This window comes from Gammaproteobacteria bacterium (genome assembly GCA_024235095.1).
GTDB lineage: Bacteria > Pseudomonadota > Gammaproteobacteria > Competibacterales > Competibacteraceae > UBA2383.
Map to the genome: position 1 here is coordinate 287,257 of JACKNC010000003.1, position 17,117 is coordinate 304,373.

Sequence of the window (17,117 nt, forward strand, 5' to 3'; positions counted from 1 at the left end):
ACCCCGAAAGTTGTCAAGGAAATTGGTGAGCTACCAGTGGAAAACTGATTCGTGATACAGCAAGCTGCGGGGAATTGCCCCTCAGAGATTAAATTTATCTACTTATTCTTTTCTGGTTCGGTGCCTTTCCTTAAGCAACCAGAAAACACTTTTTCGTTAAGTTTGTTATTTGCTAATCCCAAATCGATTTAAAATTCGATAGTATTTGATGTTTAGCATCATCAATAGAAACACCCCATATATTTGCTAATATTGGAAGAGTTGATTCTACATCCCATGGCATCAATGGTTGATCACCTATTTTGGCAAATGGGCCGTCTGTCTCAGTCAAAATCTTATTCCTTGGTATGAACATCACTAGTTCCTTACCTTTTTTTGTGTTTAACATGGCAGGGCCAATAGAAAATAAACATCCTAACTGTATAGCTTTCTTAAGCTCACTTTTACTACCTGTAAACCAGTGTAGTATAGGTATGCCAGGTACACTTTTCAATTCGTCTAACACAACTGCTGCACTATAGCGGGTATGTACACTCATAATTCGCCCCCCAGAACGACCTACACTCTTGAGAATATGGCGAAACACTTTGAGCTGAACATCCCAGTGATCTACAAATCCTTTTCCATGGTCAAGACCAATCTCTCCCACATATTTAGCGCTAGGAAGCAGCGTGTCGAAAAGCTCAAGTTCACTAGAGCGCTGATGAGCGATCTGTGGATGCAAACCTAACGCTGTTCGAATACACTGACTGCCTTCAGCGAGTTTACATGTCCCGTCCCAAGCCTTTGGTGTCGTTGTCACTGATAGGACATAAATGCCTCTTGATTTACATTCATCGGCTACCTTGAATGGATCTGGATACAGATCGAGATGGCAATGCATATCGATGCTCATAGTACCCCCTCATCCTTAAGAAAAGCCTCCACTTCCTCCAATCCTTGTGAAAAGACCGTTTGAAAATTCCCAAATTGATTTGGAGGCAGATTACCACTATCCAAAATCCAGGAGCCAAGCTTCCGGGTTCTTTTTTGCATTACAGCAATGGATAGCGCCAGGAGGTCATCCCTGCGGTCGATTTCATTAAGAACGTCAGGCAACTTATTAAAAGTATAGTCTATTCCTTCGACAAGCCCTCCTACATGGAGGGCAGCTCGACGAATAATACAAGGTACGCATACTCCACACTGTTGATTTGATCGCTTCCAATGGCTGCACGACACAGTACTACCAATAATACCTGTCAACGACTGTTTATTTAGGCATTCTGCTGCCATTTGACCTTTGGTTTTGAACTGGTAGGGGTTAATGATGTTGCAAGGAATACCTATTGCATCAAAGAGCTTTTGGATGCTGTCAATGAAATATGGGTGAGTGGTACGGGTACTAAGTGTCCCGATCCGTCTAGGTGTTAATGGCGCATTCAACGATATAAACCCGTTCTCTGGAACAAACAAGTCAACTCGCTCTTGCTTCGAGACTGTTTGCACTGCACTTGCACCAATCGCAGCAAACGCAAGAAAGTTGAGGCTACGTGTCCGCATAGTGATATCAGTCTCACCGATGCATAGATGCGGATCTGCATTGACCTCAAATCGTGAGTATCGTCCCTGGAGTGCTTTGGCTATCTGATCTTGGTGGGATTTGTCGCCCTTATAAGCATGGCTCACCAGTAAAGGGGTTTTGCCTTGAGCCAATAAATCAATTGCCCCAATAGCTGAATCTAATCCTCCAGAGAACAGGCATACACAATTGAGTCCTTTTAACTGAACTAGATGAAAGTGATTACGCTGACGATATGGTAATGGGGGGGAGTAACCACCTTCCTGAAAATCAAAATTCCAGATATCGCCACTGAGAAAATGTAGAGCTCTCTCCAAGTTTTTCTTCAATGGTTTCCAGCGGTCTGGTTCATGGAGTGGCACTTGAAGAAAAAACTGCCGGGTCCAGCCATCCGCAGTGTCCGCTCGACAAACAAAGGTATCTGCGGCAGTCACGGCAAGCGCTATAGTTAAAAAATCCATAACCTGACCTGGAATGCACACTCCCAGTCGCTTTATCTTGTCGATAACTGGGTGTCCGATGATAGATATGTCCCCGCGACTTTGGCCACTTAATTCATAAAGCTGCACTGGGAGCAGATCATTGCTAGCCGCAGGCAGCATCTGGTGATTGTGATGAAAAACTAATAGCGTCACTAATAAGCCTCCCACTCCTTCCAAGCATCAATAATAGCCTGGCGCTCGATCTGAGCCATTTGTTGTTGGGTGAATGTACGAACATTACTAGTGAGTTTGGAAGCCATATGCCTGTCGACAACTACCTTGATCAATTCCCGTAAGTCCGTTTCGGCGCGTATCGCCATCACCGGGGTATCTGCCTTATTCCAAGCCTTGTTTGAGTCCAATACCATCTGAAGGAAAATGCTCTCCGCCAAATACCCAATCATGGTATTGATGATAATATCGTCTGTGATACACTCTGGATCAAAGATGATTACGCCATCCAGTGCTTCCACTAGAGCATGGTTCATCGCTACACGGATCTTCTCTGAATCCCCGTCTTCAGTGGTAAGTGCTTGGGTAATAGCTGATATTGCCAGTTCGCATGGAAGTCCGGTCAGACTGCTAATATCTACACCAATCCTGCCTGGACCAGCTTGCGCACCTGCTAATGCGCCAAAGAGCCCTGCTCCAGCCTGGATAACACTGCCCATGCGCCGAGCTGCACTGCTACTTCCGCCACTGGCTCCGCGAGCATAGTGGCCAACAGCACTCTTCAGATCGCTCTGATCGCCACCAGATACGAAACGCCCCAATGACTGGCGGAAACTTTTGAATCTAGCTGGTTGAGGCGTGGCTTGCGGTTGCTGTGGTTGGTTGTCCGCCCATGGTGGTATTAGTGGTGAACCGCCACCCGGACCAGTGCTTGATTGCGATGTTCCCATTAAGCGCCCTTATACCATTGCTCTTCTTTTAGCGCCGCCCTCATCCAAGGTATGGGTTTATCGCGAAAATCTTGCAGAAATCGAATCAGAATCTTGGCAGCATTGGATGAATGGCGGGCCAGCCGAAGAGCACCTGCAAATCCTTTAGGTTGCCGAGACCAGTCGGATACTTGCCTCAAATGGCTGATGACCCCCTCCATAACCGGAATCTGCTCTTCCAGTGGCAGGTTGTTCAGGTGATTCTCAGCCGTAGGCGAGGTAATACTCTTCATCTCCACTAATACGTTTAGTACTTCTCGACCAACCGGTGACAAACCCACTACGTAGGTACCAATCGGCATGGTTTCTCGGGACAAGTAAATTGCAGCCCGAAGGTCAACTCCACTTAGCTTAGGTTCGAGCCTGGTCCACTCAATAATGAAGGATTTTGTGGTCGGGTTATTCGTCCACGCCTCGGGGGCATTATCGGGTATCTTGCCATCCCCTTCTTCCATCTGCTTGAGCAGCAAGGGCTTTCCCTGTTCGGCATCCACTAGCCGATAGAAATCTGCTGTTGCCTGCGCTCCCACGCATCGTTCAAATATTACTAATTTGGTAATAATGGCTTCATCCAGGGGCATTGAGCGGCGCTGTGCAATCTGTGCGCGCATTTTGATAACATTCAACAGCCGTTTCACGATCCGTGGGTTCCCGTGGATAATCGGGGAATTAGCCAGCACTGGTGCAATACGGTCCGCGCGCTCAAATGCACTGGCTAGGTCGCTATCCTCTGATTCCCCAGTCAGTGCGAGTGCATCTTGTCGGGATATGGGATCATCCTTCCATGATTGTTGCAGGGCATTTTCAAGACCTTCCCGGAGAAGTACGCACTTTTCCTTAGACAAGCCAAGATCGACGGCATACAGCATAAACAGGTAAGAACGGACTTCCCGAACACCGGCTTTTGGTACTCTAATAGGGACCTGAATCAGCTTATCCAAGTAATCGATCCTGTGACGGTCCGAGGCTCCCTTGAAATAGTCGGCTACAGAAGAACGAATCATCTCTTCGTCTGCTGCAATAATAAACGCAGTATTGTTTAGGAACAGGAACAGCCGAATAGCTTCGAGGGTATGGATGGCATTCGTCGGCAGACAGCGATCAAGGTTGTCGATGACTACTACTAGGGGCCTTTTGAGCTCTTTTAGGATTTCCCCGTACTCTTTACGGAATGCATCAATTTGCTGAGGCGGACTCTTTTTCGCTTCAGACTTCAGCAAACCGCTAACCTGATCTTTGACCTCTTTAGCTGTTTCACCCAGGTTTGCATACTCCTCCTGATCTTGGATGCCATCAGCAGCACTCCCCAAAGCACCTACACTGCGTGCAATGAGCCCACCTGTAGGTATGCCGGCCCACATAGCTGCACCCTCAGCTAAAAAGCCTAGGAGCCTAATACCGCTGACTTGGGAGCAAAGCTTCTTGATCTTTTCGGCTAGACTTGCGTTCCCATCCGTAGCTTTTGTCAATTCAGTCGCGATCACATCTAGGAGGGCTGCCCGTGCATCGTCGTACCCCTGATACAGCCAGGCATCAAACTCAATAACTATCCAATTCTTCTCATCTTTTTTGAGATCCTGCTCGATCAACCTCAAAAGAGAGGATTTGCCAGCACCCCAGTTGCCGAACACGCCAATGGAGACCGGTAACATCCCATCTACAGCAAGTATGTCGACTGCCAGTTGTGAAACTTCCCCAAAATTAAGGTAATCCTCTTTAGATTCCGTATCCGACCACATTCTCAATTCCTTCTACTGCATCAATTGCCAATAGCAACCATCCACCGGCAGAGCCGGTGGATTTCTCATTCTTGAATCAATCATTAACTGCTTGCTTTTATCCTTACTTGTTTACTTCTTTCCCCGCCCTGGCCGCTGCGTCAAGGCTGATCCAGCAGCGCTTTTGGCATCCTTACTTGCCTTCGGGTCCCGTAGTACCTTAGCTGCTGCGGAAGCGGCCTTCTTGCTCGTTACTTCGTTATTGGCTTTCTTTGCCATAAGAACCACCATATATATTTGAAATTAATGAAAATATTTAGAATATTACTATTCTCACAATCTTATTCTATAGTTTTATAATCCAACATACAAGTATTATTTTGCCATTTTTGTTCGAAAATGCTAAAATTTATATAATAAGGAAAACTTCAGGGAGCGAACTCTTCGCCACCCTTACCCACGGGAGAGCAAAACTATGTCCTTCGACCCACACACCCTCGGAAGGAGGCTGCGCGAAGCAAGGGAAAACTGTGGCTTGAGTCAACAAGTTGTGGCTGATGCTATCGATATACCGCGAACGGCGGTTACGCAACTTGAGGCTGGCAACCGTGCTGTCTCAACCTTGGAACTGGCCCAGCTTGCCCAGTTGTATAAGCGGCCTGTCGCTGATTTCTTTGGCGAACAGCCTCTTGATGAAAACGATCTACTGGTCGCGTTGCATCGTCTAGCTCCTGGCCTCGATTCCCATTCGGATATCAAAGAACAGGTGGAGCGCTGCTTAAGCCTCTGTCGGGAAGGTTGCTCGCTGGAACGGTTATTAGGCCGATCCTCGCGAAGTGGCCCACCCGCCTATACCCTCTCAGCGCCGCGAACCGCTGGTGAGGCCGTTCGCCAAGGCGAACAAGTTGCTTTCCAAGAGCGCAAGCGGCTTGGCTTGGGATATACGCCCATTGCGGACATGGGAGAATTAATCTCGGATCAAGGAATTTGGTCGGCTGGCGTCAATCTGCCTGATGAGATGTCCGGCCTGTTTCTACGCCATACCTCTATTGGCATGGCGATTCTCGTCAACTTTAGCCACGCCCGAGGCCGCAAACGCTTTTCGTATGCTCACGAATACGGCCATGCCCTCCTTGACCGTGACCGCACGGCCACGATCTCGACTCGCGATAATTCCTCGGAAATGGTCGAAAAACGGGCCAATGCCTTTGCCGCCGCTTTGCTGATGCCCAGTGAAGGAGTAACGGAATTTCTTCGCTCTCTCGATAAAGGCTTACCCAGCCGATATGAGCACGCCATATTCGATGTCGCAACCGAAGGGCGTATTGATACCCAAACCCGGCCTATTCCTGGATCTCAAGCCATAACTTATCAGGATGTGGCATTGCTTTCTCATCACTTTGTGGTTAGCTACCAAGCTACTGTTTATCGGCTACGAAGCTTGAATATCGTTTCCCAAGCGGAGTGTCTAAAACTGCTGGAACGTGAAGGTGAAGGGAAAGCGTTTCTCGCATTCTTGCAAATGCTGGAAGATCTAGAGGAACCAGAGAGCAAAGAGCGACAAGAGCGTGAATTGAAGAGTCAAATTGTTCATCTCGCTATTGAAGCCTATCGCCGGGAAGAGATTTCTCGGGGAAAACTCCTTGAACTCAGCAAGAAACTAGAGCTGCCTGGACGCAAGCTAGTCGAGCTTGCTGAAACTGTTAAGGAAGATTAGTTATTGGAGCCGGCTTAGTGGAAGATCCATCTCTTATCGTTATTGCGGACACCTCGGTACTCATCAATTTTCTTGCGATTAATCGTATGGACCTCATCAAGCGGCATTCGTGCCGCTTTTTAATTACCGATCACGTAAGACAAGAAGTGACGGACCACTACTATGAACAATCTACCCGTTTAAACGAGGCTTTAAAACAGGGCATTCTTGAAGAAATATCTGTCACAGATCAACAAGAATTGGAAACATTTGTCGCGTTAAGTAAATTTGAAAATCTAGGTGATGGTGAATGTGCTTGTATCGCCGTTGCTCTTCACCATAGCTATATGCTTGCTATAGACGATAAAAAGGCGATAAAACAAGCTCGCCTCTTAATGCCTACAATCAATATCTTTACCACACAAGACTTGATGCTTTCCATGATAAAATCTGGACTTGTTACTATCAATGAAGCTGATACCATTAAACATGAATGGGCTTCCACTCACAGATTTACACTCAAAATACATTCATTTGCTGAGCTTCTTCCTTGAAGTTTTTAAAATATTAATACCCCATATCTAGTTTTTGTGCTTGCTCAGTAAGTTCATCCAAAATTTTCATTCTTTCCTTATCAATCCGATTTTTGTACTTGGTCAGATCACTTAGAAGAACTCGGCGATGTGTTCCCACTTTTCGATAAGGTATCTCTCCTTGATCCAACAGTTGGATTAGATAAGGTATGGAAACATTCAATAAATCAGCGGCTTGTTGTGTTGTCAGCTCTGCATAAACTGGGATCAAGGTCACCCCATTGCCTTGGGCAATTTCAGTGAGGCTATCCACCAGTAAACGCACTGCTGAAGCAGGTAGCGCCAAAGTCTCTGTTGGGCGTCCAGCCTCAATTATTTGGATGGATAAATCGTGATGCTTCCCAGCATATAGGGCAAGAAGACAACTTGCAGCCCGTGCAAGCAGGACCTCACTAGCTGTTGGGGCAATTGGCTCCGTAGCCCTTTTAAACAAAAAACTCATTGTTTCTATCTCAAAAATAATCTGCGGGACCGTTTATCACTACCGCTCCGATAGCGGATAAATCCATCCCGCAATTTGTCCACCTGTTGGATTGGTAGCACTGTTCACGGGGACATCCAGAAGGGTGTAACGTCCGCCCACATTAAAGAGACGAATCTGGCGTGCAAATGCCTTCGGATCTTGCCAAGGTGCGTTGTCGTAGTTTTCCTCAGCAAGCGCCACGGTTCCGGCCTCCAGGTCCGTGGCTACGACAACGGCGACATGACCATGACGCCATTCCGGGTCCTCACGGTCAGGATAATAAACTACCAGGTCACCCCGGCGCGGCGCTCGTTGGGCCACACCATTGATAGAACGGGCCAGGGGAAACGATTCCTGAGTCCGAATCTGTTTACCTTCCGTGAGATAGATAATTTCGTAGGCGCTGTCGATGCTTCCGAAGGTGATGTTCTTATTTTTCATCCACCACTTCCGGGCATACTCGACACACTGATAGGTCACACCGATATAGTGGAGTTGCGGATTTTTAGGATCTTCCTGATGGACCGTGACATCGCCCGTTTTCAGATCAAGAAAGGAAAACTCTGGTCGTATACAGGTGGACACACAGTTCGAGTAGCTCGTAGCGCCATCAGCAACCCCCAGCACCTGGCCAAACGGGGTCACGCATTGACCTTCACACGCCTGCTTTCCAGCGGTTAGATAGGCGGCGCTCTCTATTGCAGTAAATGCCGGAAGTTTGGGTAACAACCCAAAACCATCGGTGTAAGGCAGCTCGGCATCATTAGCCGCTATTGGACGTGGCAAAGCAGGAGTTGCCGAACTATCAGCATCTGCCATGCCGGAATTGAGCAACATCCCAAGAATGAGAGACAAAGCAATCAAGCGTAGCCAATTCATAGGCTTACCACTAGGCATTTTCAGTGATTCCATGCAATTTCTCTCCGAGAGATCGGGCTTACTTACGAGAGCATATAAAAACTATTAACTGTAGGTTGGATAGTAGCGTTTGTTTGATAATTAATATCTTTGTATAAGACATACATCAAATGAACACTTTCCCTCTCAGAAATTAAGATCAGCAAATTTCAAGACAACAACGGTTTCCTGTTCACAAAGGGTTCTCTATTTTGACTCAGCATGAAGCTGATAGGGCTGAATTAATACATTAGCAGAGATGCAAAGTTTCCCACTAATTCGTCTAATCATATTGATAGTTAATGGGCGTTTACGATTTAAGATTTCAGAAACACGCGCTCGGGTACCTATGATTTTTTCCAAATCTTTACGGTCTATCCCTAGTACGTCCATACGATGCAAAATAGCATCTATAGGATCAGGGTTTTCAATTGGGTAATGTTTTTCCTCATATGCTGCAATAAGTGTCGCCATAATATCTAGGCGATCTCCCTCTGGGGTATCCGGTTGTGCATCCATTAACCTCTCAATTTCCTTAAGAGCATTTTGATAGTCTAACTCTGTTTTAATTGGGTGAATATCCATAATCGCTCTCATTAAATCGAGTTCACATCAATCCTATCGTATTCTTTATGCGTCCCAATAAATCTTATGTAGATGACCCGGTATGGATAATTTATTTTCACAATTAACCAATATTTATTTCCAGAGATATTAAAACACACGCGATTATCTTGTAACAGACTTGCATTACCATAATCTGTTTTGACTGCTTGTGGTGTTGACCAATTCGCTAACTCCGCTGCCTTAAACCAAGCCTTCAAGGGTTGTTCTGCATCAGCGTGCTTAAGCCAAAAATCTTGCAATATCTTCCGTGAAATAATTCTCATTCTTCAATATATCATGTTCCCAATTTGGGATCAAGCCTATAATACACTTCCTTATGAAATCTTTTTTTATCTTATTAAGATATATAATAAATTTATTTAAATTTTATTTTTAATGCCACAATTTGGCCTATTCTAATATCTCAGACAACCACCTACTGATCAGCAATATAACTAGTTAATTATTCTATTTTTCTTGGTCAATAATTCATAAAAGAAAGTATAAAACTTTGGCTGCTTTCTAATAACCAATACTTATAACCTCGCTCTGTCATTGACTCTCTTCTCTTTAAGGTAAATGTTTCTCTAAACAGCCCCTCATACCACCCGCACAACCTCCCCTACCAGCAAGCCCCATCCCTTGGACTTACTGATTCACCTTCCAACCTACACCGCCACACTCCCCTCTTCCGACTCCTTCACCAATCGACATAAATACTCAAACGCCTTCTGCGCCTGACTTGCTGCCCGGACCAGCGCTCGGTAATCTTCCTTGAGAATCTTGAGCCAGCCGTCCACGTAGCTTTCATGCTGAAGCTCACCTTTTAAGCCCAAGAAAGCACAGAGAAAGGCCGATCCCATTTCAGCCACTAACTCCTCAAAGGCATAGGCTTGGTCACCAAAGCGCTTACCCCAGACGCGGTCTAACCGGCTCTGATGCCCCGTCCAATGGGTCAACTCATGCAGGCCCGTGGCATAGAAGTTTTCAGCGACTTGGAACCGCCAGCGGTCGGGAAGCTGCACATGGTCATCGGATTTCCGATAAAACGCCCGTGTGCCGCCTTCCAGAATCCGTGCGCCACTCCTGGCCAGCAGCTCTTCGGCTGCGCGGATTGGCTCAAACACCTCTTCAGGCACAGGAGGCGCTGGCCGTAAATGCTCCAGGCCCTCAATCTGATCCAAATTGTAGACGTAAAAAGTCTTCATGAGCGGAATCGTCCGCTTTGCTTGACTTTCTGTCTCTTCCTCGCCACTTTCGTCTACTACAAGCGGCTTGTAGATGATGCCTGCCGTTCCTTTCTCGCCTTTTCTGACATAACCGCCCAGAGTCTTGGCCTGCTCATAGCCAAGCCAAAGGTCGGTGGTATAGCCCATGCGGGACGCGGCCTCCCAAAGAATCGGAATGTTGATACCGTGATAATCCTCCTTGGTCTTCCCGTTACGGGGAAGACCAAACTGCCCACCAGAGCGATCCCAGTCACAGGCCCACGGTTTCACGCCTTGTTCCAACTGCTCTATGATTCTAGCTGTAACTTTGGCGACAATTTCTTGGTTGTTCATGACAAAACCCCTCAAAGATGGGGTCTTGCCGGTCACGGTAAGGCTCTGTGGCCTCACCATAATCGGCTCGGCCACAACGTCTCAAACCTCCTGCGGCATGAGAATTCTTCCTCATACCGCTACCCTTTGCAGGTAGCACAAGGCTGCCGCCGCCTGCGCGTTCGCACGCGGTCACAGCCCGGAAATGTCGTCTACTCGAAGAACACTGCTTAGAAGGGATTAACGCAAGAAAGGCAGAACAAACAAGTCCCTTTTTTGCCCTATAAAGTCAGAACCACCACGAAAGAAAACCCATCGTGCAACTGACGGATCGTGATCGGGAAATCCTCATCGCCCTGACCCACAAGGTCCGGCTGATGTCGCTTGACCAGATTGCCCGCACTTGGTGGGGGAATTCACCCTCAGCGCTGGCTACCGCTCGCAAGCGGCTTACCGTGCTCAGTGCTTACGCCCTCCAGCGCATGAAACTCAATGCTCACCCGGAATTGACCCTGACCGGTCCTCTCTTTGCCTGGCAACCCGGACAAGCCACGCCCCATTTCGGCGGGCTCAGTTACCGCCTGAAAAAGCGCTGGGACCAGGCCCCGGTGCCGACCACGGTGTATATTGCTACGGAAAAAGCCGCCCGCCAGTTTGGCGGTTTTGGCGGCAAACTCCGGCGTCCCCTACAGGCCACACATGACCTGCATGTAGCCCAACTCTATCTTCAATTCCTCCAGACCGCTCCCGAACGGGCCGCGCTCTGGGTCTCAGAAGAGCGCTTTGCGCCAGAACGGCGACACGAGAAACTCCCGGATGCTGTTCTACGGGATGCCACGGGCAATATTACCCTGGTCATTGAATTCGGCGGGGCTTATGACTCAAAACACGTTGAGCGCGTCCACCTGGATTGCGTCACCCGTTCCCTACCCTATGAATTGTGGTAGCGGTTTTTCAGGGCAGGAGCAGGCCCTTCTCAATCCAGATGTCGGCATATTGCTTAATCTGTTCTAAGCGCTTGTCCATCTCCTCCCACTCTTTATCAGTGGAGGGATAAACCCATTTCGGTCGATCATTTTCCTTTCTATTGATAGCCTTGGCAAAATATTCCGCTTTTTCGAGCATTCCCGATCTCGACATCGCCTCAAAGGAAACAGGTGTTTTGCGCTCTCCAGGCTTGTACCATTTGATGATCATCCCTGCCCCCGACGAGCGATAGGGTTGCGTATACCCCAAGGCCAAAATCGGCTGGAAACGCCTGATGGTCCTTGGACTGGTGGCTTCTTGAATCAGTCGCTCGCGCTCGGCTTCCGCTTGCAACCTCTCGGTTTCCTGATTAATCTGCCCGGCTTCCTGCTTGGCCATTTCCACTTCTTTTCTTGCCTTGGCCTCTGCAATCTCCCTCTGGGCCTCCTGAATGGCTTGATTGCGCGCGGCTTGCTGCGCTACGAGATTGCGCTGAACCTGCTCTTCCTTTCTTTTCTCTAGCGCCATTGCCAGAGTCGGCGCATTCGCCTTCACTTGCACGCCCTGGCTGCGTTTGAGCAAGCCTGCCCACGCGGCTTGAAACTGGTCATAGTCCCTTACCGCTTTTCTGACCTGCTCCCCCACCTCACGTATGGCCCCGACCATGACAGCGCTTGGCGCATAAAAGCTGTTATCTCCTGCGGCCTGAACCGGTTCCAGCAAAGCTTGAACCTGACCGCGCGCTGCCTCAATTTGGCTTATCGAGTAGCGTGGACTTTCCTGAAGTTGTGCAAAATACTCGACATTGTCAGAGTTCATCGCCAGCGCTCTTCCTTCGGGACTGGTCAGCATCGCCTGCATCTGACTGTCCCAATTCAGAATCGTGGTTTGCAGCGTATCCAGTTTCTGGAGCACGGCCTTCCCCTCAGTGAGCAAGGCCACACGCTTGCTCTTAGCAATCGCTGCTTGCTCTTGATGGGTTTGACTGGCCTGTTCGGCCTGCAAACGTTGCTGGAGAAGGTTGCCTACCTCACTTTGTCCTGCGCCCAGCGCAAGCGGCGTCACCATCGTTAGCCCCAGTGACAAGATCCAGCCTTTATGCATGATTTCTCCCATGAATGAACTAATGAATAATCCTAATCATCCGCGCGTCTGATAGAGCCTTTCCAAGTGTTTTGCCCATGAAGAGGAAGCCACTTTTTCGCTCACAGCAGGCGGCGCTTCATCATCGGATAAAATATAGACGGTGTGGAGCGGTGGCGCTTCTGGACCAGGCCCTGTCTCTCCTCGGCGCTTCCTCCGGGCCACCAAAGTCTGAGCACTCACCCTCGGCCACGCCGCGTTTTGCCGGCGTTGATACTCTTCAAAAGTAATGTGATAGCGGCTACGAACCGGAAAGGCATACCCGCCAAACTGTGAATACCCCTCCCCTCGGCTGATGAGCACAATGCTGGTATCGGGTTCATCGCTTAAGGCGATGATGTCATTGACCATTAATCTTGGCCCAATCCTCTCATGCTCTTCAACCGCTAAACCCTCCGTATCCAGTTTTCGGGCATAGTAAATCGTCTCCCCGGATGCCTTCCCCAACTCCTCGCGTTCCTGGGGATTGCTCATAGAAAAGATCTGCTTAAATCGGGTATTGCTCTGGACCGTGGCCTTCAAATTGGCCTCTTTGCTCCAGAGATCGCTATCAGCTTGATTGGCCAAAATCATCCCCAGCCCCATACTTCTGGCCTGCTGTAAAATCAGCTTAAAATTCAGAGAGGCGATATGTTGAAATTCATCCACAAACACCCAGATCTTGGGGGTTTCTTGCTCTTGGCGCTGATGTTGATAGGCGCTGGTAAACAGGGTGTATAACGCCAGTTTCGCGATTTCTCGAACCGAAGCGGTTTCAATCGCTGCCGGTAGCCAGAAATAAACCACCTCGCGATTCTTCACCACGGTCCTCATATTGATGCTCTGTTCCGTAACCCGGTCCCGTTCAGCATAATTCAACTGTGGAATAACCGCCAAGGACTCCACCACGGCAATCAGCTCAAAGGCATCCTGTTCTTCACTCTGGTTCTTAGTTAGCTTGCCCACTTTTTCCCGGAGTTCTTCAAACGAGGCGATATCCGGGTATTCCTGAATCGTGCGTGACAGCAGATTGCGTGCTATGCGCGAGTAATAGGAGCGTCCATAGCCCTCGCCATGATCGAGTCCTAAAGCACTGAGAAAGACCTCACAGACCTGATTTAAACTGACATAGTCGGTTGATAGTGGCGAAAAGGGATTAAAGACATAGCTGGCCTTTTCAACTTCATTGGTAAAGAACTTAAATCGGTTCCCGGCCCCTTCTTTAGCCGTTTGAAAGAGCGGCATATCCCCTTTCAAGTCGATAATCACAATCGCTGAGTCTTGCGCTCGAATCAATTGCGCCAGCACCGGGGCCATACCCAGCGCCGTTTTACCGCTCCCGCTATCGCCCAAGAAATGGGCATGTTCCCCCAAAATGCTGCGGTGCAGCAAAATAGGGTAATCTTCCGTAGCATGAACACCTAGCCAAAGGTGTTCTCTAGCCTCTGGTACCGGTGAGTTTTGTAGGCGCTCGGCATAACCTTGCCAGTCCGGTATGGGAGTTTTCAGGCCCTCCAACATCTGGGCATACTGCGGTAACCTGCGACCAAACACGGCTAAACAGGCCATGAGAAAAAGGGCAATAGGAAAAAGAAAGCATTGGAGCACACTAAGAAGCAGGGTCCAAATCGCCTGGGGCTCTCCCATGAAAGCGCTATCGAGCATGAGACTCAACCAAGCGCCGGGACTGGTCTGCAAGTAATCAGCTAGTTGTTGACTCAAGATAAACTCTTCCTGGGCCACCAATCCAGCTTCTTTTAGCAACAAGACTTCCTCCATAGAAAGATGCTCAACTATGTAGGCCGCACTCGGCGGTTGATAGTGCGCAAGGTAAGCGAGAACCGTCGTGAGTGTGATCTTGCTTTCCACCACTTGACCAAAGGCCATTAACAAGGGTTCTAATGGACTGGACAGGAGGCCAAGAGGTGCATAGGCGATAAAATGAATCGTGGTAATAAACAAGGCCCCGAGGATTCCGGCTGTTAAGAGATTGCGGATAATCCAATGGCCACCTGGACTCCTAAAGAGCCCTGGCGGGGAAACAGAATGAGGGAAGATTGTACCGTTGAGGTCATAGGCTGTATAGAGAGCAACATAAACAGCATTGGCCGTGATGAGAAAAACGATCAACATCATGACTGTTGAAGCGATTTTCCCGATGCTCAATTTCATGAATTCCGCTGGCGAAATAACAAATGAGATAAATAGGATAAGGATGCCAAAAACCATTAACCTAAAAAGAGACCTCATACCGTGGTAGGTGTGTTGCTCAGGTGGTTTTACATCGACAAAATCAATATGCACGGCTTGATAACGATGATACGTCAACCAACTGACCAGCGCGGCCCAACACAGGGAACATGTTTTTCGTACATCCTTAAATCCTGTGGCGCGATAAACAATACCCACAGTAAAGAATAAGGTTATCCATAAGAATGCGCTAAATCCAAGAATCGGCGTTCCTGCACACAGGATGAGTAGAATCCCGTAGCTACCTATAATGATATAACCTTCGTAGTGGTGATTCTCCCATTTAGCTTCAGCTTTTTTACGCCTTTCTCCCACAAGTTGTGGACTGGCAGAAAGCCACTTTGCATAATGATTGGCAATGCACTGGGCAAGGTAACAAACTAAGCCCAGACTCACCAGAAACAGCGCGTATCCAAGACTTGGATAACGATGAACCAAGCTAGGTAAAACCGCAATTCCCCATAATCCCGGACCCAGCAAGGCATACACGCCAGCGACCCATTTAGACTGGTCAGTAAAAAAAGAATACAAACCGACCAGAATGCCGATAGCACTGAACAAAGCAAAGATAAAAGGTGTCTCCAGATAACGGCTGGTCAAAGAACCAGAAGTATTGAGTAGCATACTCAAAAAGCCAATCAATCCAATGATAAAAATGGCATAATGACCGTCCTGGCGATTTAAGACCGGTTGGGTTCGGTAATCCAGTCCCAGTTCGGCAACATTCTTTAATCGATGGAGTTGTAAAACATCCCATTTTTTGGCGGTACTTGGACGATAACCCTGCTCGGTTGATGCTCGACCTACCTCATGAGTTCTCATTTGTTCGTAAGACATAATAATTAGGCCAGATGGGGCATGAGATAACCGAGGTCCTGGGCAACTTCTGCCCGACACCAGACGGGAAGTGGATTTTTGCGCAAGTGAGAAAGAAGCATCTCGCGCTTACTCTCCTCAGCCAAAACAATTGAGATAACAAATAATTCATCATTAATGATTTCCTGAAAACCAGGCAACTCCCTACCCCGCTCAATGAGTTTGCGGCATTTATTCACCAGGCGCTGATACTCTCCCCCCTGTTCAACGAGGATTTGCCCGAGTCGCGTCGTCTTTCCATCAAAATCTAAATAGAAATGGTTTTGCCCCAGATCCAGCGCCTGAGCAAAGCCAGAAAACGCCTGAATAAATTCCGTTCTGGTAAACACCGGCCTGATTGTTTTTCCCAGACAACAAAACGCCAGCACACCATAAAGCCGGACTAACGCTTGAGGCCCAAAAGGGGTGGCGCTTTCCTCAGATTCCCCCAAAACCTTAGCGGCCTTGGGCGTCAATTGGTAGTAAACGCGCTTACCATAGAGCGGCTGTGGCTGAAGGTAATCCCCCGTCAAACGCCGTACGATATTCTTCTCCCCGCCGGGCTTGGCCTCTGGGAAGAACAACCGCCGCAAAGCATCGGTGGTGGTCAAGCGGTAGCGCGCCACATGTTTTAAGACCTCCTCATCCCTCTCCGTTAGTGGCATCAGAAACTCCTGGGTTGCTTCCGGCAAGTTTAGGACATGAACCCCCCATTCTTCCGCCCTACACCATCCTTTATCCCCCCTACACCAAGGTATGGTGTAGGGTAAGTCTCATCACAAGATATTGATTATTAGTAGTAATACTAACTCAAACAATGGTTACACGATTAATAGGTGTACGGCCCAACCTACAGTCCCCCCTAGGGGACTGGCGCCCCGGCCAAGGGGCGCGCGTGCCCCAGCACGCGGGGTATGGAGACCCCGTCCAGGGGTCGGAAGTACCCAAGCAAGCCGGCCTAGGCTTGCAGGCCCCGACCCAGGGGCCACACCCCGGCCTAGGGGTGGCCTCACAGCGTGCCCCAGCACGCTTGAGGCAAGCCGTCCAGGCGTGAGCGTCCAGCGAACAAGGGCGCTAGGCTCCGTCCAGGAGCCTATTGCGCCCTGGTGGGGGGATGCGGCGGGGCCGTATCTGGGAATCTCCCAAGGACGAAGTCCTGGGGAATTTCCAGATGCGGGCAATAATCTGGGCTGAGCGGTAGCGATTCTTTATTGGGGGGGAGCGTTTTCCGCGAAGCGGAATAAGCGGAGTGGCGGCCATTCCTAGGGAATCTCCCGAGGACGAAGTCCTGGGGAATTTCCTAGGAATGGGCAGCAAGCTGGGTGAGCGAAGCGATTCCTTATTGGTTGGGTGGGCAGTGTGTTTTCCGCGAAGCGGAATAAACACTGCAAGGGGTGAGCTAACTCCGAAGGTGGGTGATAAGATA

At 48.8% G+C, this 17,117-nt stretch carries 15 protein-coding genes; 3 read left to right on the forward strand and 12 right to left on the reverse strand.

What is annotated here, in order from left to right; translation table 11 throughout:
* Nucleotides 1-172: 172 nt before the first annotated feature.
* From H6973_18155 to H6973_18170, 4 genes are read right to left on the reverse strand one after another with little or no spacing between them, the layout of a single operon-like run.
* Complete coding sequence (locus H6973_18155) at nt 173-895, reverse strand: TatD family hydrolase (GenBank protein MCP5127480.1); 723 nt, start codon at nt 893-895, stop codon at nt 173-175.
* A complete protein-coding gene (locus H6973_18160) occupies nt 892-2,211 on the reverse strand; it encodes a DNA-binding protein (GenBank protein ID MCP5127481.1) in 1,320 nt (439 codons plus the stop codon). Before H6973_18160 ends, H6973_18155 begins: the two co-directional genes overlap by 4 nt.
* Nucleotides 2,196-2,945, reverse strand: coding sequence for a hypothetical protein (locus tag H6973_18165; GenBank protein ID MCP5127482.1), 750 nt, complete (start codon nt 2,943-2,945; stop codon nt 2,196-2,198). The genes H6973_18160 and H6973_18165 overlap by 16 nt, the downstream gene beginning before the upstream one ends.
* Nucleotides 2,945-4,723 carry a KAP family P-loop domain protein gene (locus tag H6973_18170; protein ID MCP5127483.1) on the reverse strand — a complete coding sequence of 593 codons (1,779 nt, stop codon included), beginning with the start codon at nt 4,721-4,723 and terminating at the stop codon, nt 2,945-2,947. The genes H6973_18165 and H6973_18170 overlap by 1 nt, the downstream gene beginning before the upstream one ends.
* A 454-nt stretch (nt 4,724-5,177) precedes the next feature.
* Here H6973_18170 and H6973_18175 point away from each other — a divergent pair, with 454 nt between their 5' ends.
* Entirely contained in the window at nt 5,178-6,419 is a 1,242-nt protein-coding gene (locus H6973_18175; protein ID MCP5127484.1) for an ImmA/IrrE family metallo-endopeptidase, read from the forward strand.
* Between the two features lie 17 nt (nt 6,420-6,436).
* Nucleotides 6,437-6,952, forward strand: a complete 516-nt coding sequence (locus H6973_18180) for a hypothetical protein (GenBank protein ID MCP5127485.1) — start codon at nt 6,437-6,439, stop codon at nt 6,950-6,952.
* Between the two features lie 13 nt (nt 6,953-6,965).
* Here the strand turns inward: H6973_18180 and H6973_18185 are convergent, their stop codons facing one another.
* The 5 genes from H6973_18185 to H6973_18205 form a co-directional block, all read right to left on the reverse strand.
* Nucleotides 6,966-7,433, reverse strand: coding sequence for a helix-turn-helix domain-containing protein (locus tag H6973_18185; GenBank protein ID MCP5127486.1), 468 nt, complete (start codon nt 7,431-7,433; stop codon nt 6,966-6,968).
* A 39-nt stretch (nt 7,434-7,472) separates the two neighbouring features.
* Nucleotides 7,473-8,333, reverse strand: a complete 861-nt coding sequence (locus tag H6973_18190; protein ID MCP5127487.1) for a CHAP domain-containing protein — start codon at nt 8,331-8,333, stop codon at nt 7,473-7,475.
* 225 nt (nt 8,334-8,558) lie between these two features.
* Entirely contained in the window at nt 8,559-8,936 is a 378-nt protein-coding gene (locus tag H6973_18195; protein MCP5127488.1) for a transcriptional regulator, read from the reverse strand.
* 11 nt (nt 8,937-8,947) lie between these two features.
* Entirely contained in the window at nt 8,948-9,241 is a 294-nt protein-coding gene (locus H6973_18200; protein ID MCP5127489.1) for a type II toxin-antitoxin system HigB family toxin, read from the reverse strand.
* Between the two features lie 384 nt (nt 9,242-9,625).
* Complete coding sequence (locus tag H6973_18205; protein ID MCP5127490.1) at nt 9,626-10,519, reverse strand: DUF1738 domain-containing protein; 894 nt, start codon at nt 10,517-10,519, stop codon at nt 9,626-9,628.
* A 296-nt stretch (nt 10,520-10,815) separates the two neighbouring features.
* On the opposite strand from H6973_18205, the gene H6973_18210 reads away from it, so the two are divergent.
* A complete protein-coding gene (locus H6973_18210) occupies nt 10,816-11,445 on the forward strand; it encodes a hypothetical protein (GenBank protein ID MCP5127491.1) in 630 nt (209 codons plus the stop codon).
* 7 nt (nt 11,446-11,452) lie between these two features.
* Here H6973_18210 and H6973_18215 read toward each other — a convergent pair whose 3' ends face one another.
* The 3 genes from H6973_18215 to H6973_18225 are packed head-to-tail and all read right to left on the reverse strand — an operon-like array spanning nt 11,453 to nt 16,356.
* Nucleotides 11,453-12,568, reverse strand: coding sequence for a hypothetical protein (locus H6973_18215; GenBank protein MCP5127492.1), 1,116 nt, complete (start codon nt 12,566-12,568; stop codon nt 11,453-11,455).
* A 36-nt stretch (nt 12,569-12,604) separates the two neighbouring features.
* A complete protein-coding gene (locus tag H6973_18220; protein ID MCP5127493.1) occupies nt 12,605-15,673 on the reverse strand; it encodes a type IV secretion system DNA-binding domain-containing protein in 3,069 nt (1,022 codons plus the stop codon).
* A 5-nt stretch (nt 15,674-15,678) separates the two neighbouring features.
* Nucleotides 15,679-16,356, reverse strand: a complete 678-nt coding sequence (locus H6973_18225) for a hypothetical protein (protein MCP5127494.1) — start codon at nt 16,354-16,356, stop codon at nt 15,679-15,681.
* Between the last annotated feature and the right edge of the window lie 761 nt (nt 16,357-17,117).